The organism is Treponema zioleckii (assembly GCF_014737315.1).
Lineage (GTDB): Bacteria > Spirochaetota > Spirochaetia > Treponematales > Treponemataceae > Treponema_D > Treponema_D zioleckii.
Genome location: NZ_JPUF01000030.1, coordinates 19,500 through 40,532, shown reverse-complemented (window position 1 = coordinate 40,532; position 21,033 = coordinate 19,500). Strand labels below are relative to the sequence as shown.

Here is a 21,033-nt window from a genome sequence, read left to right as displayed (position 1 = left end):
GCAAGCGAGTGAAACGAACGCAGTCGGATTCCTATTACCTTTCAGCCATGACAAAAAAAGACGCGCTTTTCTGGTAGTGGACGCATTTTTTAAGCTGATTAAAAAACTCGACATTCGACCTAACTAAAAAATATAATGTTTTTTTACTAATTGCTGAAATGATTATAAATCATTATTATAGGATAACTTATGAAATTTACAATTATTGATTATCTTGAAGAAACAGCAGTACGATTTCCTAATAAAATAGCATTTTCAGATGTGAGCACTTCCGTAACGTGGAGTGATTTTGTTATGAACGCAAAAGCAAAGTCCGCCATTATCGCAAAATATTTTGCACCAGGACAAGCAGTTCCTGTCATGATTGAAAAAAGCATTAAAACTCTGGAATATTTCTTTGGTGCCCTTTATGCAGGATGTTTTTATTCATATTTTGATGCAACATTTCCCGCAGAGCGTCTCAATTCAATGATTTCCACACTCGGTGTAAAACACATCATCGCCGACAGCCGCTTCGAGAAAAAATTTGAAAACCTCAATGTCACGCCACTTTTCTATAAAAATCTTGAGGAAGAAAAAGCTGAATATACAGACACTCGCCGCCGTTCAATCATCGACACAGATGCAGTCTATGCCAATTTTACATCAGGCTCAACCGGAACTCCAAAAGCCGTAGTTGTGTCACACCGTTCGGTAATCGACTTTATCTCGATTTTTACGGAGATTTTTGGAATTGAATCTTCTGACAATATCGCAAACCAAGCACCGTTCGACTTCGATGTTTCCGTAAAGGACATTTTCTCTGGAGTCTTCACCGGCGCAACGGTACATCTCGTTCCAAAAATGTTCTTCTCGTTTCCGACAAAACTTTTGGACTATCTTGAAGAACGGGAAATCACAGTTCTTATCTGGGCAGTTTCAGCCCTTTGCATAGTTTCAACCCTCAACGGTTTTGACTACAAAGTTCCTAAAAAGCTCCGCAAAGTCATGTTCAGTGGCGAAGTTATGCCTATAAAACAGCTTGAAATTTGGAAAAAATTTGTTCCAAATGCTGAATACATAAATCTTTACGGCCCGACGGAAATCACCTGCAACTGTACATATTTTAGGATTCCACAGGATGCAGATTTGACTTCTTACACAAAAGGCATTCCGATGGGGATTCCATTCCCGAACGAGCGAATTCTCCTCCTCGACGAAAACAACAAGCTCGTCACAGACGCTGACACCGAAGGTGAAGTTTGCGTTTCAGGAACTTGCGTTGCACTCGGCTACTATAACAGCGAAAAGACTGCCGAAGTTTTCGTCCAAAATCCCAACAACAGGACAACTTTTGAGCGAATCTACAAAACAGGAGACCTCGCGCACCTCGGAACAGACGGAAATTATTACTACATCGGGCGAAAAGATACGCAAATCAAGCACATGGGGCACAGAATCGAACTTGGGGAGATTGAGAATGCAATCGCAAAGCATGAGAATATAACCCGTGCCTGCTGCATTTTTGTCGACAATAAAATCACAGCGTTCTACATCGGAAAAGAGACCGAAAAAAAGGAAATCGTCACACTTCTAAAAATCTCTCTTCCGGCCTACATGGTTCCGTCAGATTTCATCTGTATAGCAGAATTCCCGCTCACAAAGAACGGAAAAATTGACAAAAGAGCCCTCACGGAGAAATTAAATGCCTGCAAAGACTGATTACGCAAAACTCGCCTCTGAATACGGCACCCCTTTCTATTTTTTAAGCAAGACTGAGGCAAAAAATCGTGTTCGCGAAATCAAAAAAAGATTTCCAAAGAACGCAAAACTCTGCTACGCAATCAAAGCAAATGCGTTTCTCACTGCTTTTCTGAAAGATGAAGACATTTTGTTTGAAGTCTGCTCACCGGGAGAGCTTTCAATCTGCGAAAAAATCGGCATGAATCCGAACAAAATCGTTTTCTCAGGCGTAGTAAAAACTTTGGAAGATGTAAAAAGAGCGTATGCGCTCAAAGTGAACACAATCACGCTGGAATCAAAAGCTCACTGCGAATATCTTCTTGAAGCCGCAAAAAGTGAATCTCAGCACAAACAACAAGTTATACTAAGGCTCTCAGGCGGAAATCAGTTTGGAATGAGCGAAAAAGATTTGGCGGAATGTATTTCAAAAATCAAGAAGGCTCCGTCAATTAAAATCCGAGGAATCCATTTTTTTACAGGAACCCAGAAAAAATTCAAGACGATTTCGGAAGAAATCCCATACATCGAAGATTACTGCACACACCTAAAATCTGACTTCGGCTTAGAGAATCTTGAAATAGAATACGGCGCGGGACTTCCTTACGATTATTTTTCTAATCAAGACGAAAAGCACAACTTTTCTGCCCTCGAAGAATTCTCAAAGCTGATTGAAAATTCAACTTTCAGCTATGTTATTGAACTTGGACGCTATATAGCTTCTCCTTGCGCAAAATATGTCACAAAAATCATCGACGTAAAAGGCGATGAAAAGAATAAGTACTGTCTGATTGACGGCGGAATCAACCACATAAACTATTTCGGTCAGATGATGGGAATGAAAGTGCCAAAAATCGAGCATATCTCTCAGATAAACGCTTTCTCTGATGCCGAAAACTATACAATAGCAGGTTCTCTCTGTACAACAGCTGATATCGTAATAAGAAAAATTCCGCTTTCAGCACCGACTATTGAAGATTTGCTTGTTTTCAATGATATTGGCGCGTACTCAATAACAGAGGGAATCTACTTATTTTTGAGTCATCCGCTACCCGCCGTCTTATGCGATGACAATGGAGAAGTAAGTGTATTGCGAAAGATAACCGAAACCTATACACTGAATATATAACTTTTTATTATTAAGAGGATTTTGTTCTTATGGATCAATTATTAAACATCTTAAAAGATTTAGCACCAGACGTTGATTTTGCAACAGCAACAGGTTTAATTGACAATGGTATACTCGACTCGTTTGATATAGTGCAATTAGTAACTACACTTAAAGACACATTCGATATTGACATTACCCCTGCAGATATTATACCAGAGAATTTTAACTCCGCAGAAGCAATGTGGGCAATGGTTCAACGATTGCAGTAAACGCAACGGAGTTGAAAAAAGTATTGTCATGCTGAACATGATTCAGCATCCACGCTATGCGCGGTGGTTTAAATAAACTCTACCACCGCATTTTTTAATACTGCGCGTACATGAATCCGGTGTCGCCTGCACTAAAACTCAGGCTAAGGATTATCAAAATGAGCGGAATATAATACGCAATCCAACGAACAGCAATATTCTTCTTCTGAATCGAAGTGTACACATCAATTTTGTTTTCTTTTAGTACACTCACCACAAAAATAATCAGAGAACCAAGACCAACCAGCACGATATGGCTCTGGAAATCCGAGATGTTTCCTAAAACTTGATTCATATAATCTTTTGAAGCGAGCATGAGAGGATTTCCAAAATTTGTGAAGGTATTACGAAGATATGCAAATGACTTCGGGACATCAACAATTCGGTCAAAATACCAACCGATGTTAACAATTATAAAAGTTCGGATAATCTGAAAAACATGCCAGCCCCTGCTCTTTGCGTTCACATGAAGTTTCTCATTTATTTTCTCAAAGACAGGCTTTAAAATGTCGCTCAGAGCAATCACAAGTCCGTTGTACAATCCCCAAACAAAAAAGTGAAGTTCAGGACCATGCCACAAACCAACAAGCATGAACACAAGAATATTTGCAATACATGCTGGCAAAGTGCGACCAAAGTGCTTTCCAAGATGATTAGTGCACCATTTGCTCAAATTCTGCATAACTTTAGTAAGCGCAAACGGATAGAAAATATAGTCGCGCATCCAACCACCGAGAGTAATATGCCATCTTTGCCAGAAATTCGCAATGCTGACAGAAAAATACGGCTGCTTGAAGTTCTGCGGGAGTTTGATTCCAAAAAGTTCTGCAATTCCCAGAACGAGATCGGTACCACCAGAAAAATCCGCATATTGGTAAATTGCATACATCAAAATTCCTGTTAAAAGAACACAACCTGGATAATTCGTGTATGGGCCGTCAAAAATCGTGCCTACATGCTTTACGAGCAGGTCCGCCACAAGGTATTTTTTAAGCGAACCATACAGAATCAGCATGAATCCGTGCTTTATGTTCTCAAAATCAAACTTACGCTCTTCACGAAGCTGAACCCCACTCTGATTATAACGAACTACAGGACCTAAAATAAGCTGAGGAAAAAACGAAACGAACACGAAATATTTGAAGAAATTTGTCTCTCGTGCATATTTTGCGTTGTAAACGTCCATAAAATAACCAATTGTCGAAAGTGTGTAATATGAGATTCCGAGCGGAAGCAAAAGGGTTTCTGCCCCAACAAGAATCCTCCAATATTTTAGGTAAATCAAAATTTCCACGTTCAACACAAGCATTCCGAGAAGGACAAGCCGTTTTTTGGTCAAAGTTCTCGCCTTCTCCGTCTTAAAATCATCTCTTGAAAGTTCCGCTTTTTTAGCCTTAAGAGCCACGTTCATATCAGAGACGATTTTTGCCCCAAAAAACGTAATCAAAGAGCTTGCAAGAATAAAAGCAAGATTGCCGATTCCGCTTACCGCATAAAAAACGGTGTTTGCAGCAAGCAGAACAATCCACTGAAATCGTTTAGGAACAATATAATAAACAAAGAGAGAAATCAAAAGAAAAATTGCAAAGGTAAATGTATAAAAGCTCATAGAAACTCCTAAAAAGATGCGAAATTCTCAATGCAGTCATTCTGTTTAATGCCGTCAATGTAGCTTACCACACGAATTTTGCCAGTCTTTCCGCTTGGCAGTGTGAACTTCGACTCACTTGATTTTTCTGCAAGCGTAATTTTTTCGCTACCGCACAAGGCATAAACATCATAAGTAATTCTTGAAGAAACAACATGATTTTTTACAGGCTCAATCAAAAGCGATTTTTTGTCATCAGAAAAATGATAAATCAAACCGTAAATCCTATCGTTCTGAGCCGCAATCTTTTCGGCATAGCTATCATAGAACAAATCTTTTTTAGAAATCTGCCCCGTAAAGAAATCACAAAAAACACGACTGAATTGCTCTACGCCAGCCTGATTAAAATGATTGTCATCGCTGTAATGATGGTCAGAAAAAGCATAATCTGGCTTGCAAAGGTTAAAATCATAATAGTCATATCCCAAACCTGCAAGAAAATCCTTTACCGCAAAATAAAAATCATCATAATTGCCCTTTTCATGCAAGTAAAAATCACTTCCCGGCATGGCGTAAAACACAACTTCCACATTATTCTCTTTGCACAAGTCACAAATACGTTTTATGTAGGATTTCCAGTATTCCGAAACAGGATAAAACGGAAGTTCAGATTCATCATTTGAAAAGGATCCGTCTTCAATCGCATCATAATTTAACACGCAACCTTTTCCGGCATACCCCGCATCACTCTCAGAATACTTATATTCAAAATAATAGCCGTTTAAGAGGCTCTTGCATTTGTTCAGGAATTTCTTTGGCGAGAGCGTAATGAGTTTGTCCTTTCCGATTGGCAAAACAGCGTTCAAAATATTCGAAGGACTTGAATTTTCAAGAATGAACTGAGTTTTGATTTTTGAATCCCTCAAAAAACTCGACACGATAAAGTCAGCAGTTCCCATTTTCTTTGGAGCTGCTCCAGCCCGGCAGGCAACTGCAAAATCACATTCAAGATAGATTTTTGAAATTTTGTACGATTTTAAAGCCTGCTGAATAATCGCATAAGTTCCGTTTATACCTTGGCTCGGCGTACCAGTACTGAAAGTGTTTTTTCCAAAAGCCTTGTCGGAAATGCGTGAATCAATTCCATGGGAAACATGGCTAGCCCCGCAAAAAAGAATGTCGATATTGTCCTGGGAGTAAAACTCATGCGTCAAGACACGGGAATAGGAATTCACATCGTCTTTCAGCATGAATGCAACAGGAATAGTAAGCAAAAAGAAAATCACAATAAAGGTAATGATTTTTAAAGTAAGAAAAGACTTTTTCATATACGAAATAATATGAGATTTTTCAGTCATTTGCAACAAACCGTAATAATTGCATTTATACAAAAACAAATTAATATAAGGACATGTTTTCTATAATTTGATTATTCACCCTATCAGGCAGTTACTTGAGATTTTTTATATCTTTTTTGAGGAACTAACAGGAAGTCCTGGAATTTCTGTAGTCGGCTTGAGTTTTGTCGTCACTCTCGCTTGTCTTCCATTATACATTGTCGCAGAAGGCTGGCAGGAAAAAGAGAGACAGAAACAAAAGCAGATGAAATTCCGCGTTGAACGAATAAAAAAAGCTTTTAAAGGTGATGAGCAGTACATGATGCTCTCCACTTTTTATAGACAGAATCATTATCACCCGATTATGGCACTCCGCTCATCTCTCGGCATTCTTATTCAGATTCCGTTTTTTATTGCAGCATACACTTTTCTTTCTAGCCTTACGACTCTGAACGGTTTTTCATTTCTTTTCATAAGAGACATGGGAAGTCCAGACTCTATGTTTAAAATCGGCTCGTTCTCGGTAAATGTCCTTCCAATCGCAATGACTTTGATTAACTGCATTTCGGGAGCCATTTATTCAAAGGAACACGATTCAATTCGAGAGAAAATCCAGATTTATGTGTCAGCGCTTATCTTCCTCGTTCTTCTTTACAACTCGCCTGCCGGGCTTGTAATTTATTGGACAATGAACAATCTTCTTTCGCTTGTTAAAAATATCTTTTATAAATTAAAGAATCCTATAAAAACTCTATATTATGTAGCGGCTGGAGCAAGCGTTTTGGGTATACTTTTCGTGATTTTTGCATTGAATGGCACAAAAATCGAAATTCGGGCAATGTTTTCTTTGCTCTGTCTAGCTATAATTCTTTCGCCGCTTGCCGTAAAAGCCGTTATCTGTTTTACGGACAACTTTTTAAAAGACATTACGAAAAACCCACACAGAATGACATCTATATTCATTCTTTCATCTCTATTAACCGCTTTCCTTACGGGGCTTACGATTCCGTCAATGCTCATCGAAAGCGAGGTTCAGGAATTCAGCTTTGTGGATAGCTACAAGTCACCGTTTATATTCTTGTGGACTCCGTTTTTTCAGGCATTGGGATTTTATGTTCTTTGGCCACTTTGTTTTTATGCACTTTTCGGCACTCGAATCAAAAAATTCCTCACTCTTTGTTCAGCGTTTCTTGCCACTTACGCACTAATCAACAACTTTGCTTTTACAGGAAACTACGGTCCGTTACAGCCAAATCTCGATTTTATGGAAGCGCAGTTCTTTGGTGACACGATTTTTAGAATCATTTTGAATGCATTTCTTGCACTCGCTGCACTGACATCTATCATTTTGCTGCTGAACAAAAAAGCCGCTCTTCTTATTCCATATTCAGCAATTTTGCTCGTGGCTCTTGGCACTGTCTCTATCCGAAACATCGCAATCATATCAGACTCATACGGAAAAATGACACCTCCGCAAACAATCGCAAAAATTGAACCTGTTTATCATCTTTCTAAAACCGGAAAAAATGTCATTATCTTTATGCAGGACAGGCTTTTTTCGCCGCTCATCGACGAAGTTTTCGAGGAAAAACCTGAGCTTGTAAAACACTTTGATGGTTTTAAGTTTTATCCAAATACAGTCTCCTTCGGTCAACTCACCATGCTGGGAGTTCCGGGCATTTTTGGTGGTTACAGCTTCACTCCTGCAGAAATGAATAAGCGAAACACCGAGACAATTCAGAAAAAGCACAACGAAGCCTTGCTTTCTTTACCTGTCACTCTACACGAAGGAGGATATTCAGTAACGGTTTCTGATTTGCCTTACGAAAATTTTGACAAAGAACCGCTTACTGACATGTACAAAGATTACCCGTTTGTAAACCGTCTTTGGACTCAGGGCATTTACTCAGATTACTGGTATAAACAAAACGGTATTGAAAAAACTCCATATATAAGCGAAAGCATAAAGCACAACTTTTTTATGTTCGGTGTTTTCAAAACATTTCCTCCTATTTTGCGTCGTCTTGTACATCACAGACGCTGGTGGAACACTAATGGCAGAAAGGATAATTTCTCGCAGTTCATCGACAACTACAGTTGCCTAATCTATTTTCCAGAATTGTTCGACGACAAAGCAGAAAAAAACACGCTCACGATGATTGACAACCTTGCGACACACGAACCAACTCTTTTACAATGGCCAGAATACGAACCTGTAAAAGAAGTGACTCAATTTGGACCAACGAAATGGTCAAGAGATCCACAGTACAACACTCAAGCAGGAACTCTTCGCTGCTACGCGAAATTCTTTGACTGGCTCAAAGCGAATGATTTGTACGACAACACAAGAATTATAATTGTCTCAGATCATGGTACAGTTATAGATTCTGGAAAATTTGAAAAAGGAAAAATGCCATTTTTACCAGAACATGTTACCGCAAGTCTCCTTGTAAAAGATTTTAACGACAGAACTCCAAGCGAAGATGGCGTTCATCTTAACAAAGATATGACATTTATGACAAACGCAGATACGCCTGCAATCGCCACAGAAGGAATTATTGAAAACGCAAAAAATCCATTTACAAAACTCCCATACAAACTGACGCAAGAAGAAAAAAAACAATACATAAAAATCTGTAAGCCACAGGCTGAAAGCACTAGAAACCGTCTAAACACGACGCTTAGGATTCCAAACGATGTGTGGTATACGGTTCATGACGATATTTTCAAAGCAGAAAACTGGCAGCAAATATATCCGTTTGGAAATTAAAAAATGATGAGGACTTTTTAGTATGATGCTTTTATATATCGACCCAGGTACGGGCTCAATGCTTTTCTCGGTTTTTATCGGCGTACTAAGCACTTTCGTGTTTTTAGGACGCAAACTTTACATGAAACTTAAATTTGTTATCGCAGGCGGAAAGACAGACAAAATCGATTCCGCAAAGATTCCGTATGTGATTTTTACCGACCACAAACGCTACTGGAACATTTTTAAGCCGATTTGTGACGAATTTGAAGCACGTGGCGTTCCGCTTGTATATTGGACGGCATCCCCGGACGATCCTGCCCTTTCTGCAGACTACAAGCATGTAAAGGCAGAGTTTATCGGCGAAGGAAACAAGGCTTTTGCCCGCCTCAATATGATGAATGCTGGTATCGTGCTTTCCACAACGCCAGGACTTGACGTGTATCAATGGAAACGAAGCAAGACCGTGGATTATTATGTGCATATCCGGCATGACGTGGAAGATCCTGTTGGTTACCGTATGTTTGGCTGTGATTTTTATGATGCGATTTTGCTTTCTGGAGCTTATCAGGAATATTATATACGTTTGCTTGAAAAAAAACGTGACGAAACTCCTAAAGAAACAGCAGTCGTTGGTTGTCCATACATGGATGTGATGAAAGAACGACTTTCAAAACTTCCTTTTGTCAAAAACGAAAAACCAGTGATTCTGCTCGCTCCAAGCTGGGGTGCGAGTGCAATTCTCAAAAAATATGGGTCTGAAATTTTGGACTCTTTGATTTCAACAGGCTACAAGATTATCGTACGTCCCCATCCTCAGTCATACACATCTGAAAAAGATATGATTGAACCGCTTATCGCAAAGTATACAGAAAATGAAAACTTTATCTGGAACCGCGACAACGACAATTTTGAAGTCTTGCACGAAGCAGATGTGCTTATCACAGACTTCTCAGGAATCATATTTGATTACTCACTCATTTTTGACAAGCCAATTATCTACGCGGACACTTCTTACGACAATTCTCCTTACGACAGTGCTTGGCTTGACGAAGAGCTTTGGCGTTTCAAGGTTTTGCCGGACTTGGGCGTAAAACTTGAACAAAAAGATTTCGGTAATCTCAAAGCAATTATCGATAATCTTATGCAGAATGAATCTTTCCAAAAAGGAAGAGAAAAAATTCGCAATGAAGCTTGGGAGTATCAGGGCGAAGGCGCAAAACGCACCGTAGATTATTTGATTGCAAAACATGAAGAACTAAAGGAAAAATAATGACGGATAAAGAATTACTTGAAATTGCAGCTTGCGGAGAAACAAGCAGAGTTCAGTTCAAAGCATTACTCGACAATCAAGCTAGCATTGCTGCGGAAATGGTCGCCATGTCCAATTCAAAAGGTGGCCAAATTATTTTTGGCATTGCAGATAAAACTGGCGAGATTTGCGGTTTGGAATACTCACAAATTCAAGAAATCGGAAACAAACTTTCTTCTATTGCAACAGACTTGGTAAAGCCTCAGATTTTCATAACTACCGAAGTTGTTTCAGTTTTTATCAATGCCGATACAAAACGTGTTCTCGTGGCAAACATTGAAGAAGGAATCGCAAAACCTTATAAAGACCATCAAGGAATAATCTGGATTAAGCAAGGTGGCGACAAAAGAAAACTTACAGACAATAATGAGCAGATTAGGCTCTTTCAGCAGAGTGGACTTATTTATGTTGATGAAATGATTGTTCCAAACACAGCTTTTTCGGATTTGAATAAAGAAAAAATTTGTGCATATTTATCTAAAATCGACGGTGATGAACACTCTACAGAGGACGTTACCGAACAGATTTGCAAGAATCTTAATATTCTAAAAGCTGACAAGCTTACTTTGGGCGGACTTTTGTTTTTCGCAAAAAAGCCTCAGCAATTTCGTCCTGCGTTCTGTGTAAAAGCAGTAGCGTTTTTTGGCAATGACATAGCAGGTACGGAATATCGCGACAGTCAGGATATTGTAGGCACAGTTCCGAAAATATTTGACGAAACAATGGATTTTTTCAAGCGAAATCTGCATCATACGCAACAGGGGCAGAATTTTAACAGTACAGGCATTCTAGAGATTTCTGAAATTGCCCTACAGGAACTTCTTCAAAACGCTCTCACACATCGTGATTATTCCAAGAATGCTCCCGTAAGAGTTCTGATTTTTGACAATCGCATTGAAATAATAAGTCCTGGTTGCTTACCAAATTCACTCACAATTGAAAACATAAAAATGGGGAATGCAGTGGTTCGCAATAATCTAGTTGTTTCTTATGCTTCAAAACTGATGAATTACAGGGGCCTAGGCTCTGGAATTGCCAGAGCAATAAAAAATCAGAACAATATTCAATTTGAAAACGACAAAGACGGCGAACAATTCAAAGTTATCATTCCGAGGAGAGCTTAGTTCTATGGGAACTCTAATACACGCATTCGTAATTTATCCGCTCACACAAATTATCGAGCTTGTTTTTTCTTTCGGAAACAAGATTTTCGACAATACGGGCATTGCAATTCTTGGAGTAAGTTTTGCAGTCAGTATCTTGACGCTTCCTCTTTACATTGTGGCAGAGCACTGGCAGCAAGTTGAGAGAAATACGCAGAAGAAAATGAAGCCGTGGGTAAATCACATAAAATCTGCATTTAAAGGCGACGAGCAGTACATGATTCTTTCAACATATTACCGCTTGAACCACTATCACCCGATTATGTCGCTACGCTCTGCCTTTGGTCTTTTAATTCAGATTCCGTTTTTTACCGCGGCATACACTTGTCTTTCACACATGACAGCTTTGCAAGGAGAGCATTTTCTTTTCATTCGCGATATGGGCTCACCTGACTCGCTCTTTTCTATCGGCTCGTTCAATGTGAACGTGCTTCCGATTGCAATGACGCTCATCAATATGGTTTCAGGATTTTTGTACACACGAGGACTTTCGATTCGAGATAAAATCCAGACTTATGGTCTTGCGCTTTTGTTCGTGGTAATTTTGTACAACAGTCCCGCAGGTCTTGTAATGTACTGGACAATGAACAATATCTTCTCACTCGTAAAAAATATCTTCTATAAAATGAAGCACCCTGTAAAAGTACTCTATTATATTGCGTGTGCATTGGTTACGCTTTTCATCGCATTTTTGATTTTCGGGCACGTGCTTTCATTCAAGCGCGCAATTCTTGTAAGTTTTGTATTTGCACTTGTGTATTTTGCACCGCTTTTTGTTCGTTTTGCAAATTATCTTATCAACAAGCCTCTTAGAACTATTCAAGAAAACTCAAAGCTCCGTTTCGCACTTTTTGCGACTTCGGCAGTGTCGATTTTTCTCCTCGCAGGTCTTTTGATTCCTGTATTGCTGATTTCATCTTCGGCAATGGAATTCTCTGGAATTGACGGTTTGGGAAGTCCACTTTATTTTGTAAAAAACACTTGTATGCAGGCATTCGGTCTTTTCATCGTCTGGCCATTCTTGATTTTCTTTTTATACCGCGAAAAAATGCAAACTTTGCTTGCGTTCGGATTTGCCCTTCTTCTCGCTTTGGGACTTGGAAACGCATTTCTCTTTCAAGGTAATTACGGAACGCTCTCAACACTTCTTGTCTTTACAAATGTTTCCAGCGTAGATTCAAGCCTTTCGGCAATCGCAATAAATTTGTTCGCAATGTTCGCCCTTTGTGCTGCAATTTTTGTAATTCTTGCAGTCAAAAAAGCTGTCATCTTGAACTATTTCTTTGCAGTCGTTGCTGCATCCTTAGTATTCGTTTCGGCTTTTCAAATTAAAACAATCAAGAAAGATTATAAAGCCTATGAAAAACTCCAAGCAACAGGAGAATCAAACTCAAAAGTTTCACCTATTTTCCATCTTTCAAAGACTGGTAAGAACGTGGTGCTTTTGTATCTTGACCGGGCGCAGAACCGTTTTGTTGAACCAATTTTTGAAGAGTCCCCGGAACTAAACGATATTTTTTCAGGCTTTACGCTTTACAAGAACACAGCGTCATTCAACGGACATACGCTGATTGGCGCAGCTCCAGTTTTTGGTGGCTACGAATACACGCCCGAAAGCATGAACAAACGAAACTCTGAAAAACTCAAAGACAAGCAGAACGAAGCATTAACAGTGCTTCCGCGTATTTTTACCGAACAGGGAAAAGATTTTTCCGCTGTTGTAACAGACCCTGCTTGGGCAAATTATAGCTGGATTCCAGATTTGAGCATTTACAAGGATTATCCTGCAATCAAGGCATACAATACAGACAAAAAATATCTTTCGGCTTGGTACAAAGACCACGAAGGCGTTTTTGCCGCGAACATCACGAGTACGGTCTTAAAGCGCAATATTTTGTGGTATTCGCTGTTCCGAATTTCCCCGCTCGCACTTCGCCCGGCCTTCTATAACGACGGAAAATATTGGTCGCCGAACACGAACCTTGCGGACGTAAACGGATTTTTGGAGGGATATTCAGCACTCGATTATCTTCCGGAGCTCACTGATTTTGATTCAGAAACAGAAAATGTTTTTGTCAATTTCGTAAACAACACCACGCACGAAGAGTTGTTCTTGCAAGCTCCAGATTATGTTCCTGCAACAACTGTAACGAACAGGGGAACATCTCGTTTTAAAGATGATGCGCTTTATCATTCAAATGCAGCAAGTTTAAAGCGTGTTGGTGATTGGCTCAATTATCTAAAAGCAAACGGTGTTTATGATAACACCCGAATTGTAATTGTCGCTGACCATGGTGCAATTGATAAAGAAGACGAATTTACTTGGGATTCCGATTTTGATAAAATCAAGCCGGGGCATTATCACCCGCTTTTGATGTTCAAGGATTTTGGCTCAAGCGGAAAACTCAACATCAACACTGAGTTTATGACAAACGCGGATACACCAACACTCTTGCTTTCAGGAATTGTTGAAAATCCAATAAATCCTTACACCAACAAGGATTTTGACAACAAGGCAAAAGCAAACGGTGCGCTTATTTGTATGGACGACATTTTTATGCCGTATCATAATAAGAGCGATTATATTTTTACAGCGAAGGACAATTCTTGGATTCGTGTAAAAGACAGTATTTTTAATTCTAAAAACTGGTCATATGAAAATGCGCCAGAATCAAAATAAAGAGGAGAAAGCAATGCAGGCAATTATTCTTGCAGCAGGCACAGGAAGCCGATTAAAGCAATATACAGAAAAAGTTCCAAAGTGTATGGTTCCAGTAAACGGAGTTCCGATGATTGAGCGTGCAATCGAATCGCTCGTGGACGCAGGAATAAAGAAACTCTATATCGGACTTGGCTACAAAGCTGATGTTCTCAAAAAGTTCATAAAAGATAATTTTGATGACACTCGGCTCAGGGGCATGAAAATAGATTACATCGAAAATCCTGTTTATGACCGAACGAACAACATTTATTCGCTTTATCTTGCAAAAGATGTTTTTGAAAAAGACGATACTATTCTTCTTGAGAGCGACCTTGTTTTTGACAAGAAACTCATTGGAGATTTAGTCGCATCAAAAGAACCGAATCTTGCAGTCGTAAGCAAATATGAAGATTGGATGGACGGAACTTGCACAATTCTTGATTCAAGCAACAATATTTTGGATTTTATCGGTAAAAGCGCACAAAATCCGAACGATACTGACAAGTATTATAAAACAGTGAATATCTACAAGTTCTCAAAGTATTTCACAAACTCGTATTATCTACCGTTCCTGAAGACATACATGGACGTGTTTGGAAAAAACAATTATTACGAGACTTGCCTAAAATTTCTTTCACTTACAGATCCTACGCTTCTCAAAGGCTTTAAAGTTTCTGCTGACACCTGGTATGAAATCGACAATCCAGATGATTTAAAAGCCGCCGAAGAACGATTTAAATAAGATTTTTAATTTTTTTTGGAGAAAATGCCACATGAATTTTCTTTACACGCTTATAATTTATCCTCTTTACACAATAATCGAAGTCGCGTTTACGCTTATCGACAAAATAACGCATAACGAGGGAATTGCGGTCATTGGTGTAAGTGTGGCAATCACGTTGCTCTGTTTGCCGCTTTATGCTGTGGCCGAACATTGGCAAGAAGTTGAACGCGAAAAGCAGAATAAAATGAAGAGCGGGCTTGACCGCATAAAAAAGGCTTTTTCTGGCGACGAGCGTTACATGATGACGACGACTTTTTACAAGCAGCATCATTATAGTCCGATTATGGGCTTGCGATCTTCTTTTGGTCTTCTTATTCAGATTCCGTTTTTTTTGGCGGCGTATGGCTTTCTTTCGCATTTGCCAGACTTGCAGGGCGAGTCGTTCCTGTTTATACGCGACATGGGAAGTCCCGACGCACTTTTTTCAATCGGCTCTTTTACGGTAAACGTTCTTCCAATCGCAATGACGCTCATAAACTGTGGATCGGGGCTTATTTATTCAAAAGGGCACGGACTCCGCGAAAAAATTCAGATTTTTGGAATGGCGGCAATTTTCTTGGTCGTACTTTACAATTCTCCTGCGGGACTCGTTTTATACTGGACATTCAACAATATTTTCTCGCTCGTAAAAAATGTTTTTTATAAGCTCAAGAATCCGCTCAAATCTTTCTGGATTTTCTCATGTATTGCTTGCATTCCGATTCTGATTTTTATTCTTTTTGTTTTTGAAACAAAAACTGTCTACAAACTAGTATTTGCACTTGCAATTGCGGTAGTTTTTTCTCTGCCGATTTTAATAAAAGGAATCAAATCGATTTTTCATAAATTCCTTACGCCACTTTTTGAGCACAACAAAACACGAACGACAATTTATTTTCTTTCGTGTGCACTGTTATTCATCCTATCCGGGCTTACGATTCCAACATCCTTGATTTCGTCTTCCCCAGTTGAATTTGCGGGAATCGGCTCAAATCCGAATCCATTGGGCTACGTTTCGGTAACGCTCATGCAGGCAGCAGGATTTTTTATCTTTTGGCCAACATGCGTTTATTTTCTTTTCAGCAAAAAAGTTCAGTCCGTGCTAACTCTAATAATGGCATTCGTCTCGATTTCGGCGTTGCTAAACGCATTCGTTTTCATGCTGAATTACGGTGATATTTCGGCAACACTCACGTTCTTGAATGCCGTTGAATTCAAAACAACATCATTTATTTCAATTTTGAATATTTTCATCCTTGCTTTAGCTTTCGTTTTTGTAACTCTTACAATCTCAAAGCTACAAGGAAAAATTTTTACATATTCTTTTGGAATTATCTGCTTTGCGATGGTCAGCTTGGCAGTTACAAGCATTTCTACGATTAAAAAAGAATACAACTCATTTGTCGCCAGCGGAAATCTTAACGAAGTTGAAATCGAACCGATTTTTCATCTTTCAAAAAATAAAAAGAATGTTGTCGTTTTTATGCTCGACAGAGCCGAAAGCCAATTCATTGATGAAATGTTCAAGGAATCGCCTGATTTTTACGGAACTTTCTCAGGATTCACATTCTATCCGAACACGGTTTCGTTCAACGGACACACTTTTATGGGCGCACCGCTCGTTTATGGCGGTTACGAATATCAACCGCTCGAAATGAACAAGCGTTCAGATGAATTGTTATACAAGAAAACAAATGAAGCTTTGTTGTTGCTTCCAAGAATTTTTACCGAGCAGGGCGAATTCAAAGCAACAATAACAGACCCTTCCTGGGCAAACTATTCTGCGTATGCAGACCTTTCGATTACGGACGATTACGCAAAAATCGACGGATACCAAACTATCGGAAAATATTCAACAGCGTGGTACAAAACTCACAATGAAGAAAATTCGCTCGACAATACCGATGCACTTTTAAAGCACAATTTATTTATTTTCAGTATTTTTAGGGAAAGTCCTGTCGTTCTTCGTGAGGCAATTTATTTAAAAGGAAAATATTGGAATTCAAACGGGAATTTAACTTCGTACACAAACGTTATAAACAATCTTGCACCGCTTGATTTCTTGCCAAAACTCACAGATTTTTCTGAAACATCCGAAGGCTCATATATTTGCATGGTAAATGAACTTACGCACTCAAGCATTTACATGCAGGCACCGGATTACGTTCCGAGCCAGAGCGTTACAAATTACGGAACTTCAAAATTCAATAAAGATGAGGCGTACCACACGAACATGGCGGCTTTTAAGCGCCTTGCAAAGTGGATTGAATATCTAAAAGTAAACGGTGTTTACAACAACACAAAAATAATTTTTGTAGCCGACCACGGGCGCTCAACTTATGAAGACTGCATCGAAAAAGATAATGAGCTTGATGATAAAATTGCGGGCGACCGTTACAAAGGCCGAGGTCACTTTCATCCGCTTTTGATGGTCAAAGACTTTAATGCTGCAGGCGACTTAAAAACCGACATGACCTTTATGACGAACGGAGACGTGCCTTCGCTCGCATTGCAGGGAATTATCGGAAATCCTATAAACCCGTTCACAAAAAAAGCCGTGCCGCTCGACACAAGCGCAATCAAAAAAGACGGTGTTGTGGTAACTTCAAGCGACGTTCATCAGGCTTGGCTTTACAAAGATTTATACACGTTCCCTATAAAAGAAAACCAATGGTGGCGCGTAAAAGACAGTATTTTTAAGGCTTCAAGCTGGAGTCAGGAAAATATTGCAAATTGATAATCTATTAAAAGATTATTATGATTGTAATAACCTCTTATTTTTAAGGAGAATGAATATGACAGAACAAGAATTTGATTACATAATGGCAATTCGCCGAAAAGAAGATGTCTCAAATTTCAACAAGGACACAATTCTTTCATGTACAAAAGCTGGATGGGTAAAAAACAGCAAAGTTACTGCCGAAGGTATGGAAGCCCTCGCACCATATAAAGTAGACAATGCAATCATCATGGCGGCAGGACGCAGCCGAAGGTGTATGCCTCTTTCAAACTACCTTCCGAAAGGCTTGTTTGAAATTAAAGGCGACACAATGGTTGAGCGCCAGATTAAACAGCTCCACGACGCAGGAATCAAAGAAATTATTCTCGTTGTCGGCTACCTCAAAGAACGCTACTACGAAATGGCAAAAAAATATCCAGAGCTTATCGTAATCGACAATACAGAGTGGGAAGAAAAAAACAACATGTCTTCACTCTATGCCGCAAAGGATTACATTAAGGCATCTTACATCTGCTGCTCGGACAACTGGTTTGCTCATAACGTTTACCGTGATTATGTTTATGATTCATACTACGGATGCTTGTACAGCGACGAATTCTGCAACGAATACTGCGTAAAAGGCTTGGACGACCGCGGATACATGACAGAAGTCAAAAAAGGTGGCGAAAAAGCTTGGTACACAATCGGTGAAGCGTTCTTCTCAAAATCATTCAGCGAAAAATTTGTTGATTTGATGGTAAAAGAATACTATGACCCGGACATGAAATACATGCTTTGGGACGATTTCCAGATTAAGCACATCACAGAACTTTTGATGAAAATCAAACGCTATGATGACAATGAATGCAAAGAATTCGACACGACTGATGATATTCTCCAGTTCTACCCGAATTTTAAAGAGTTCATCGACCAGTTTTTTCAGGAAGACGAATTAATTAACTCAACACAGCGAATCAGTTATCTTTCAAACTACGGTGAGACAAAGCAATATTCTGTAGTCGCGACAGAACAGCTTACAGGTCGAATGCATGTAAACGAAAACCTGTTCGGACCAAGCCCAAAATGTCTTGAAGTTCTTCACAACGCTACGATGGAAGATTTGTATCTTTACGACCTTACCCGCGAGGACGACTTAGCGGTAGAAGTCTCAAAAGTTACGGAAATTCCTACTGATTCAATCTTCATTCATTCAGGTTCGTCAGACGTAATCAAAACAATTATGACAATCGTTTTGAACAAAGATGACACTGTTTTGATTTCAAGCCCGGCATGGAATTACTACAAATCTGTATGTGAGCTTCGCCACGCAAAAGCCGCTTACTACGATGTTGTTCCAGGAAAAGATTCTTACGAATTCGACATGAAAAGCCTTATGTCAGTCGCAAAAAAGACTAAGCCAAGAATCATCATCATTACTACACCGCACAACCCGACAGGTGCCGTAATCAGCAGAAATGATTTGGAAAAGGTCATCAAAGAAAACCCGACTTCTCTCATAATCGTTGATGAAGCGTATCTCGGACTTTCAACAGTAACTTACGACGCAAAATATTTGCTCAACTCATACAACAACGTAGTATTCTGCCGCACGTTCAGCAAACTCTACGGTTTGGCAGGAATCCGAATGGGCTATGGACTCTGCACTCCAATGGCAAAACAGGTTTTCAAGCTCGATTTGAACCCGTTCCGAGTTTCAAACATCGGACGCAAAGTTTGCATCGCAGCTTTGCAGGATAAAACTTATTACTCAAATCTTACAAAAACAATTATCAAACTCAAGGACGATTTTATTTCTGAAATCAACAAGATAAAGGGAATCAAGGCTTATAAATCAGCCGCAAACTTTATCTTCATTCGATTTAACGAAAACATGGGCGAGAATGACAAAGAAATTGACGTTCAGGCACTCAAAGACTATCTTGCCGCAAACGGTTATCTTACAAGACTTTGGACAGAGGGAAGCCATCTTTCGATGAGAATCACGGTAGCTCCGCAGGCAGATATGGACAAAGTTCTTGGCTTGATTAAGGAATTTGTAAGCAAATAAGGAGAAAATGTCATTCTGAACTTGTTTCTGCATCTTTTTCGGACAGATTCCGAATCAAGGTGACCTGGGCAACGTAATCGGTCGGGGTCAGAATGACATAACAGTTTTATGATTTTACCTTTGTATATCGACCCAGGCACGGGGTCAATGCTTTTTTCGATTCTTATTGGCGCCGCCGCAACACTCTTTTTTTTGGCAAAAGCATTGCTTTTAAAGCTAAAGCTTGTTTTTGCAGGAAAAAAAGGCGTCCAAGAAGATAAATCATATAAAAAGTATGTGATTTATTGCGAAGACAAACGATATTGGACTGTTTTTCAGCCAGTTGTCGAAGAATTTGAAAAACGAAAAATAGAGCTTACCTATTACACGGGTTCAAAGGATGACGCAATTTTTGACAAGAAATACGAATTCGTTCATGCCGAATTCATCGGTACAGGCAACGTGGCTTACGCAAAACTGAACATGCTTTCTGCAGGAATCGTTCTTATGACAACTCCAGGAATTCAGGTTTACCAGTTAAAACGCAGCAGAAATGTAAAGCACTACAGCCATATTTTCCATTCGACAACAGACTCGACAATGTACCGACTTTTTGGTTTGGATTACTTTGATTCTGTTTTGATGACAGGTGACTATCAGGCAGACGACATTCGCTTGCTAGAAAAACAGCGCGGACTTCCCGCAAAAGAACTTGTCACCGTAGGATGTACCTATCTCGATGTGCTTAAAGAAAAAATGGCTTCAATTCCAGCCGAAGAAAACCACGAGTTTACGGTTTTGGTTTCTCCTTCTTGGGGAAAAAGCGCATTGCTCGGTCTTTATGGCGAAAAACTTCTTGACCCGCTGGTTGCAAGCGGCATGAAGATTATCGTACGTCCGCATCCGCAGAGCCGAATCTCCGAAAAAGAAATGCTCGACCGCTTGCAAGAACGCTACAAAGATGCAAAGAATCTTTCTTGGGATAACGAGCGGGACAACATCTATTCGCTCAAAAAAGCAGATTTGATGATTTCTGACTTTTCAGGAATCGTCTACGACTACACTTTCTTGTGCGACAAACCTGTAATGTACGCGAATGCCGAAATGGATTTACTTCCGTATGACATTTACGACACTGGCCATGAGCCATGGGCTGTCACAACGTTGCAGAAAATCGGTATTCCAATAAAGGAAGAAGATTTTGAAAACATTGCAGAAGTAATCAAAAATGCTTCTGACAGTCCGGAACTTGCAAAACTCCGTGCCCACTACAAGGCAGAAGCCTGGCAGCACATCGGTGAAGCAGGAAAACTCACAGCTGATTACATGATTTCAACTATGGAAAAAATTGATAGCGAAAATAAAGCAAAATAAAACATGCACTTTTTAATCCCCTAAAATGTGATAACGAAAACTCACTTTTAGGGGATTTTAAAGAAATTTATTTTCTTAAAATAACATTACAAAAAAAATTAAAATACAAGTTATAATTAATAGTTATGAAGAAGAAATCATT

Annotated in this window: 13 protein-coding genes; 11 read left to right on the top strand and 2 right to left on the bottom strand. The window is 39.4% G+C overall.

Going from position 1 to position 21,033, the window contains the following annotated elements:
- Positions 1-189 precede the first annotated feature (189 nt).
- The 3 genes from JI65_RS09265 to JI65_RS09255 are packed head-to-tail and all read left to right on the top strand — an operon-like array spanning position 190 to position 3,099.
- Positions 190-1,701: an amino acid adenylation domain-containing protein gene (locus JI65_RS09265; protein ID WP_191015568.1), complete on the top strand. Its 1,512-nt coding sequence runs from the start codon at positions 190-192 to the stop codon at positions 1,699-1,701.
- Positions 1,685-2,848 carry a diaminopimelate decarboxylase family protein gene (locus JI65_RS09260; RefSeq protein WP_191015565.1) on the top strand — a complete coding sequence of 388 codons (1,164 nt, stop codon included), beginning with the start codon at positions 1,685-1,687 and terminating at the stop codon, positions 2,846-2,848. Before JI65_RS09265 ends, JI65_RS09260 begins: the two co-directional genes overlap by 17 nt.
- Before the next feature lie 29 nt (positions 2,849-2,877).
- Entirely contained in the window at positions 2,878-3,099 is a 222-nt protein-coding gene (locus tag JI65_RS09255; protein ID WP_191015563.1) for a phosphopantetheine-binding protein, read from the top strand.
- A 94-nt stretch (positions 3,100-3,193) separates the two neighbouring features.
- Here the strand turns inward: JI65_RS09255 and JI65_RS09250 are convergent, their stop codons facing one another.
- Together JI65_RS09250 and JI65_RS09245 are read right to left on the bottom strand one after the other, a co-directional pair.
- Complete coding sequence (locus JI65_RS09250; RefSeq protein WP_191015561.1) at positions 3,194-4,747, bottom strand: MBOAT family O-acyltransferase; 1,554 nt, start codon at positions 4,745-4,747, stop codon at positions 3,194-3,196.
- Positions 4,748-4,755: 8 nt separating this feature from the next.
- A complete protein-coding gene (locus tag JI65_RS09245; protein WP_191015558.1) occupies positions 4,756-6,054 on the bottom strand; it encodes a hypothetical protein in 1,299 nt (432 codons plus the stop codon).
- Positions 6,055-6,151: 97 nt separating this feature from the next.
- Here JI65_RS09245 and yidC point away from each other — a divergent pair, with 97 nt between their 5' ends.
- From yidC to JI65_RS09205, 8 genes are all read left to right on the top strand, one after another.
- Positions 6,152-8,833, top strand: a complete 2,682-nt coding sequence (gene yidC, locus JI65_RS09240; RefSeq protein ID WP_191015555.1) for a membrane protein insertase YidC — start codon at positions 6,152-6,154, stop codon at positions 8,831-8,833.
- 22 nt (positions 8,834-8,855) lie between these two features.
- On the top strand, positions 8,856-10,085 hold the full coding sequence (locus JI65_RS09235; RefSeq protein ID WP_191015552.1) for a CDP-glycerol glycerophosphotransferase family protein: 1,230 nt from the start codon (positions 8,856-8,858) through the stop codon (positions 10,083-10,085).
- Positions 10,085-11,248: an RNA-binding domain-containing protein gene (locus JI65_RS09230; RefSeq protein ID WP_191015550.1), complete on the top strand. Its 1,164-nt coding sequence runs from the start codon at positions 10,085-10,087 to the stop codon at positions 11,246-11,248. The genes JI65_RS09235 and JI65_RS09230 overlap by 1 nt, the downstream gene beginning before the upstream one ends.
- A gap of 4 nt (positions 11,249-11,252) precedes the next feature.
- On the top strand, positions 11,253-13,967 hold the full coding sequence (locus JI65_RS09225) for a YidC/Oxa1 family membrane protein insertase (protein ID WP_191015548.1): 2,715 nt from the start codon (positions 11,253-11,255) through the stop codon (positions 13,965-13,967).
- A gap of 13 nt (positions 13,968-13,980) precedes the next feature.
- On the top strand, positions 13,981-14,730 hold the full coding sequence (locus tag JI65_RS09220; RefSeq protein ID WP_191015545.1) for a phosphocholine cytidylyltransferase family protein: 750 nt from the start codon (positions 13,981-13,983) through the stop codon (positions 14,728-14,730).
- A 31-nt stretch (positions 14,731-14,761) separates the two neighbouring features.
- Entirely contained in the window at positions 14,762-17,488 is a 2,727-nt protein-coding gene (locus tag JI65_RS09215; protein ID WP_191015543.1) for a YidC/Oxa1 family membrane protein insertase, read from the top strand.
- A 58-nt stretch (positions 17,489-17,546) separates the two neighbouring features.
- Positions 17,547-19,538 carry an aminotransferase class I/II-fold pyridoxal phosphate-dependent enzyme gene (locus JI65_RS09210; RefSeq protein ID WP_191015540.1) on the top strand — a complete coding sequence of 664 codons (1,992 nt, stop codon included), beginning with the start codon at positions 17,547-17,549 and terminating at the stop codon, positions 19,536-19,538.
- A 108-nt stretch (positions 19,539-19,646) separates the two neighbouring features.
- Positions 19,647-20,891, top strand: coding sequence for a CDP-glycerol glycerophosphotransferase family protein (locus JI65_RS09205; RefSeq protein ID WP_191015537.1), 1,245 nt, complete (start codon positions 19,647-19,649; stop codon positions 20,889-20,891).
- The last annotated feature ends 142 nt before the right edge of the window (positions 20,892-21,033 follow it).